Annotated in this window: 7 protein-coding genes; 4 read left to right on the top strand and 3 right to left on the bottom strand. The window is 45.1% G+C overall.

All coding sequences use genetic code 11. The features are described from left to right. Positions 1 to 139: 139 nt before the first annotated feature. Positions 140 to 817 (bottom strand): cell division ATP-binding protein FtsE, encoded by a 678-nt coding sequence (locus tag AC1XTG_RS17830; protein ID WP_056281461.1) that lies wholly within the window; start codon positions 815 to 817, stop codon positions 140 to 142. 20 nt (positions 818 to 837) lie between these two features. Then, a complete protein-coding gene (fsa, locus tag AC1XTG_RS17825) occupies positions 838 to 1,494 on the bottom strand; it encodes a fructose-6-phosphate aldolase (RefSeq protein WP_056281459.1) in 657 nt (218 codons plus the stop codon). A 283-nt stretch (positions 1,495 to 1,777) separates the two neighbouring features. Between fsa and AC1XTG_RS17820 the strand changes: the two genes are divergently transcribed. After that, positions 1,778 to 2,479 (top strand): tetratricopeptide repeat protein, encoded by a 702-nt coding sequence (locus AC1XTG_RS17820; RefSeq protein ID WP_056281455.1) that lies wholly within the window; start codon positions 1,778 to 1,780, stop codon positions 2,477 to 2,479. Positions 2,480 to 2,556: 77 nt separating this feature from the next. Next, a complete protein-coding gene (locus tag AC1XTG_RS17815) occupies positions 2,557 to 2,898 on the top strand; it encodes a transmembrane 220 family protein (RefSeq protein WP_056281453.1) in 342 nt (113 codons plus the stop codon). Here AC1XTG_RS17815 and AC1XTG_RS17810 read toward each other — a convergent pair. Further along, the gene (locus tag AC1XTG_RS17810; RefSeq protein ID WP_484842873.1) at positions 2,888 to 3,655 is read right to left on the bottom strand and encodes a biotin--[acetyl-CoA-carboxylase] ligase; all 768 of its coding nucleotides are present in this window, start codon (positions 3,653 to 3,655) and stop codon (positions 2,888 to 2,890) included. The two genes, AC1XTG_RS17815 and AC1XTG_RS17810, sit on opposite strands and share 11 nt — an antisense overlap. 43 nt (positions 3,656 to 3,698) lie before the next feature. Here AC1XTG_RS17810 and rsfS point away from each other — a divergent pair, with 43 nt between their 5' ends. Beyond that, positions 3,699 to 4,082, top strand: a complete 384-nt coding sequence (gene rsfS / locus AC1XTG_RS17805) for a ribosome silencing factor (RefSeq protein ID WP_031525662.1) — start codon at positions 3,699 to 3,701, stop codon at positions 4,080 to 4,082. 71 nt (positions 4,083 to 4,153) lie between these two features. Continuing rightward, positions 4,154 to 6,211: an ATP-dependent zinc metalloprotease FtsH gene (gene ftsH, locus AC1XTG_RS17800; protein WP_056281448.1), complete on the top strand. Its 2,058-nt coding sequence runs from the start codon at positions 4,154 to 4,156 to the stop codon at positions 6,209 to 6,211. Positions 6,212 to 6,294 lie beyond the last annotated feature (83 nt).

Below are 6,294 nucleotides of genomic sequence, written 5' to 3'. Positions count from 1 at the left end.
GCGTTCGCCGAACATAACTTTCTTCTGTTTCCATATCGATGCGTTTTTTCTGTATCGATATTTCAGGACGAGACATAGCAAACAAAAAGGGGGCAGAGTTTAAAACTCTGCCCCCTTTTTGTTCTTAGTCTGGTGTGACTTAGCTGATTGTCACGCTCCCATTTTCGCATTTCAAAACACGCGCAGGGAATCTTTTTATAAAATCGTGATTGTGAGTAGCCATTAAAATGGCAGTACCTGCATTATTGATTGTTCTGAACACATTCATGATCTGATCACCAACTTCCGGGTCAAGGTTACCAGTAGGCTCATCGGCGATCAGGATTGCCGGCTCGTTGAGCATCGCACGTGCAATTACAATGCGTTGCTGCTCTCCGCCTGAAAGCTGGTGCGGCATTCTTTTCTGAGCAGTACCTAATCCAACTTGCATGAGCACTTCGGCTATTCGTTTCGAAATTTTCGTCTGGTTGTCCCAGCCGGTTGCGCGGAGTACAAATGAAAGATTATCCTCCACAGAGCGATCGGATAAGAGCTGAAAGTCCTGGAACACAATGCCGATCCGGCGACGCAGGAAAGGTATATCTGCTCTCTTGATGTTGTGAAGCTCATAACCAGCCACTTTGGCAGACCCGGTATGGAGCCACAAATCCGCATAGAGGGTTTTCAAAAGTGAACTTTTGCCGCTGCCGGTCCGACCGATCAGATAGACAAATTCTCCCTTTTTAATCTCAAAATGCACGTCATTCAGTACCGGCCGGTCACCCTGGAAAATATCCGCCTGGTCGAGTACAATTATCGGCTCCGAAGACTCAGTCATAATAATGCAAAAACGATTTTTTAGGAGTTACCCTTGTTGTAGTCGGCCAGGAATTTTTCAAGACCGATGTCGGTCAATGGATGCTTCAAAAGTGCCTCCATTGCGCTAAGCGGGCCGGTCATTACATCGGCGCCTACTTCTGCGCATTGGATAATGTGCATCGGGTGACGAACTGATGCAGCCAGTACCTGGGTATCAAATCCATAATTTCTGTAAATAGTAAGAATTTGCTCGATCAGCCCAATTCCGTCTGTTGAAATATCATCCAGACGGCCAATGAAAGGAGATACATAAGTTGCTCCTGCTTTTGCAGCCAGCAGTGCCTGTCCAGCAGAGAAGATCAGTGTACAGTTGGTACGGATTCCTTTGCCTGAGAAATATTTTAATGCCTTCACACCTTCTTTGATCATCGGGATTTTCACCACAATTTTATCATCAATCTCCACCAGCTCTTCACCTTCGCGGATCATTCCTTCCAAATCAACTGATATTACTTCGGCACTTACGTCTCCATCAACAATGTCACAAATTGCTTTGTAGTGACGCATAATATTGTCCTTACCTGTAATTCCTTCTTTCGCCATCAGGGATGGATTGGTGGTAACTCCATCTAAAACGCCAAGCGCCTGTGCCTCCTGAATCTCTTGCAGGTTAGCAGTGTCAATGAAAAACTTCATATCGGAAATTTATTGGTTAGAATATTCCACAAAAGTAGAAAACCCTGGTCAAATGCAAAAAGAAAGAAGGGGGGATCGCAGGGAGGGGAATAAAAAAAGGCAAACCGAGAATCTCACCGCATCAACCACCTACCCTTGCTTCCGTCAGGACCTGGGGGATTCGGAAGGAGCTGGTAGTTCCGATTTGCCGGGTGCAAAGATAAAGACATTTTATTAACAAAAAGAAAACATTCATTTGCCGTTTCGCGCTACTTTTGTGCGAATCACCTAGAAATGAATCAGTATGCCCCGCTTATTTTTTTTATTTTTTTTAGTACTCCTTAATGCCTGCTCCCAATCTTCCGACGCTTTTCTGAAAAAAGGCAAGGATTTGATGAATGAGGGAAAACCACGTGAAGCCATTGAATTCATTAATACAGCAATTGAAAAAAATACAACGAGTGCAGAGGCCTTCAACCTCCGCGCTGTCGCTTACTATGAATTGAAGGAGAATGAAAATGCTTTGCTGGACTTTGCTCAGGCGATTAAACTGGAACCTGACAACTACCGCGCGTATTTCAACCGCGCTCTGCTCTACTCCGGTGAAAACCGCCTCGACTCCGCTTTTGCAGACTACAATAAAGCCGCCACACTTGCGCCCGACACTGCCGACGTTTTTCTCAACCGCGGTCAGTTGCTGGTTCTAATGGACAAACCCACAGAAGCTATCCCGGACTTTGAAAAAGCTACCCGGCTTAATGAAAACAATAAGCAAGCCTGGTATAATCTCGGCAATACTTACTACCGCTTGAAAGATTACAAAAAAGCGACTCTAGCGTTCCGGCAGACAGTAAAACTGGACGGGCAATACGGAAAAGCATTCTATGGACTTGGCCTTTCGCAATGGAATGACGGAGAGAAAGACCTTGGCTGCACCAGTCTCAAACAAGCTGAAAAACTGGGCTATTCCGACGCGGTCAATGCGCTGGCGCAGTTTTGTCAATAAATCGGGGAAAACGGGTAAATTGAGCCTGTGAAAGTACTTTATCTAAATATACCGACTCACTTTTTATTGAAAGAACAATGCGATTGTTTAAAATATTCTTCGGCATCATCTTCGTCATTTTCGCCTACTTCCAACTGAATGATCCTGACTCCGGTGTATGGATCGGGATTTACAGTTTTGCAGCGCTCGCTTGTTTTATGAGTATCCGCGACCTTTGGCCAAGCTGGGTTTTTTATATGCTGGGAGCAGCCTACCTGATAGGTGCTGTGTTTCAATGGCCGTCAGAATTCGAAGGAATTTTCTTTGGCGAAACGCAGATGAGGAGCCTGAACATTGAATTGGCGAGAGAGTCGCTGGGACTTGCAATCAGTGCGATCGTGATGTTTGTGATTGGCAAATGGGGACAGCCTAACTCCTGATCCAGCTGATCTCCTTTATACCCAGATCTGTAAGCTCTTCTCCGTTTGACAGCCTGACAGACAGCTGTCCCAACTCATCGACCCCTGTTACGGTACCTGTATAAACGCGGTCTTTGTAGGAGAACTTCACCTCCTGTGCATACCCATACAGACTGCCCATATACGCCCTGCGAATTTCTGTAAACCGATTGCCGCCTCTCAATTGAAGATAGGCGGCATCAAGGCAACGCATTAACGCTGCAAATTCGTCCCCCAGTGAAAGCTCGCCCCCTGTCTCGATAAACAGTGAGGTTGCGAGATCATTCTCAAAATTCATCTGATTGATGTTCAACCCAATACCGACAATGGAGGTATTCAGTTTGCTGCCCTGGATTGCATTTTCGATCAGTATTCCGCAGATTTTCTTTCCGCCCACAAGAATGTCATTCGGCCATTTTATCTGAACTCCTGAAATATACTTTTCCAGATATGCTTTGATACCTAGAGCAACGGTCTGACTGATAAGAAATTGATTCTGGATGGGCAGAAATGCGGGTGTCAGTACAATTGAAAATGTCAGGTTTTGCCCAGGATTTGCGAACCAGCTTGTCCCCCGCTGTCCCCTTCCTGACAGCTGATGGCCGGTTATGACAACGGTACCCTCCGTGAACAAGCCAGCATGTACTATTTCCGCCGCTATGTCGTTTGTTGAATGACAACTTGGCAGATAGATAACTTTTTTACCAATTATTAAGGTATCCTGTATCGAGTTGTACAATTTTTTTGCTTTACTTTAGGGTTTAGAAAGGAATCCATTACGCATGAAAGAACGCAAAAATAAAGAACTATCTTCAAAAGATCTCTCCGAGCTGGTAGTAAAAGGAATGACAGAAAAGAAGGGCCAGGACATAGCAATACTCGACCTCCGCAAAGTAAAAAATTCAATAACTGATTTTTTCGTGATTTGTTCCGGTAACTCCGATACGCAGATCGATGCTCTGGCAAACTCGGTTGAAGAAGAGGTGTATAAAATCTCTAAAACAGAGCCCTGGCAGAAAGAAGGAAAAGCAAACGGGGAATGGATTTTGATTGACTATGTAGACGTTGTCGCTCACATTTTCAACAAGGAACGCCGTAAGCACTACGATCTGGAAGAACTATGGGGAGATGCAGAGGTGACATACCTGGAAGATTCCATGGTATAAAATGCCGGTGGTGAACATTCATCCTACCGGGAACGTTGTTTATTAAATTTCCTCTTAATTAGAAACAAAGAATGTCCGAAAACGATAACAAAAGGGGGCCCCTCAGTCCTAAAAGTCCTCAAAAGGGATATCAAGGCTGGATTATAGCCGCTCTTATTGCCACTATACTGGGAATTACTTACCTGAATCGTACCTCAACAATCCGCGAAACTACTCAGAAGCGTTTTGAAAAGATGATGGCCGACAGGGAAGTGGAAAGGGTAACTATCGTGAACGATAAGTCGGTAGAAGTAACTCTTAAACCAGAGGCGTTAAAGCAAGATAAATACAAGGTTGTTGCGAAGGAAAATAACTACTTCGGTGGCGAAAGCGCATCGCATTACCAGTTTCAGGTAACATCAGCAGAAACGTTTAAGAAGGATTTTGACAAAATGCAGGAGAAAGTGCCTGACGATGACAAAGTCCCTTTTGTAGTTGATACAAGAAATGACTGGACCAGCTTCCTCGGAACCTGGGGCTTCTTTATCGTAATGATACTGGTGATGTACTTCATCCTCGGCAGAATGTCAGGAGGAGTAGGTCCTGGTGGTCAGATCTTCAATATAGGCCGCTCCCGTGCAACGCTTTTCGACGCTGAAAACAAGGTGAAGATTACATTTAATGATGTGGCTGGCCTTGATGAAGCGAAAGAAGAGATCAAAGAAATTGTAGAATACCTTCAAAGCCCAGACAAATTCAAGAAACTGGGTGCGAAAATCCCAAAAGGTGCATTGCTTGTTGGCCCTCCGGGAACAGGTAAAACTTTGCTTGCAAAAGCTGTTGCGGGTGAAGCAGGTGTTCCATTCTTTTCGCTGTCAGGTTCCGACTTTGTTGAGATGTTCGTAGGTGTGGGTGCTGCCCGTGTGCGTGACCTTTTCAAGCAGGCAAAAGAGAAAGCGCCTTGTATCATATTTATAGATGAGATTGACGCAGTTGGACGTTCTCGTGGACGTGGCGCTATGCCAGGTTCAAACGACGAGCGTGAAAATACATTGAACTCTTTATTGGTAGAAATGGACGGTTTCGCGACCGATTCAGGTATCATTATCGTTGCTGCTACCAACCGTCCGGATGTATTGGATCCTGCCCTGCTTCGCCCGGGCCGTTTTGACCGTCAGATCTCAGTTGACAAGCCAGACGTAATTGGCCGTGAAGCAATCTTCAAAGTGCATTTGAAACCTTTGAAACTGGCAACTGACGTCAACATTCAGAAGTTATCCTCACAAACTCCCGGCTTTGCGGGTGCTGAAATTGCCAACGTTTGTAACGAAGCTGCATTGATCGCGGCGCGGCGTAACCGGGAAGAGGTAACCATGCAGGACTTCCAGGATGCAATGGACCGTGTTATTGGTGGTTTGGAGAAAAAGAACAAACTGATCTCGCCCGAAGAGAAGCAGATCGTAGCATACCACGAAGCTGGTCACGCAGTAGCCGGCTGGTTCCTGGAACACGCTGATCCATTGGTGAAAGTATCTATCGTTCCCCGTGGCGTTGCCGCGTTGGGTTATGCACAGTATCTCCCTCGTGAGCAGTATCTGTATCGTACAGAGCAGCTTTTTGACGAAATGTGTATGACATTGGGTGGAAGAGCGGCTGAGGATGTAGTATTTAGCAAGATATCAACAGGTGCATTAAGTGACCTTGAAAGAGTTACCAAAGTAGCTTACAGCATGGTTACGATGTACGGAATGAACGAAAGGATTGGTAACATTTCTTTCTACGATTCGAAACAGTCGGACTATTCATTCACCAAACCATATTCAGAATCAACTTCACAGGCAATTGACGAAGAAGTAAGAAAGCTGGTTGACCAGGCTTACCAATTTGTTAAAAACCTTTTGATCGAAAAACGTGAGGCGCTGGAAGTGCTGGCCAAAGAACTTCTTGAAAAAGAGATCCTGTTCCAAAGCGACCTTGAAAAGCTGATCGGCAAACGTCCTTACGAAAAAGAAACGAGCTATCAGGCGTACATTAACCGTCGTTCAAACGAGGAAGCTGCCATTCATGAGGAAGTTGTAAAACATACTCTTGAACAGGAAAAGAAGGAAGAAGAGATGGCAGAAGCTGAAAAAGATGCTTCAAACGAATAGAATCTGAAATAAATACCATAAAATAGAAGCCGGGCACTCGAAAGCCCGGCTATTGTTTTATAAACCCATTGAACCAAGAGAAA

The organism is Dyadobacter sp. HNCC25DJ183 (assembly GCF_056895175.1).
The sequence above is the reverse complement of the archived record's forward strand: the minus strand, read 5'-3'. Positions and strand labels throughout refer to the sequence as shown.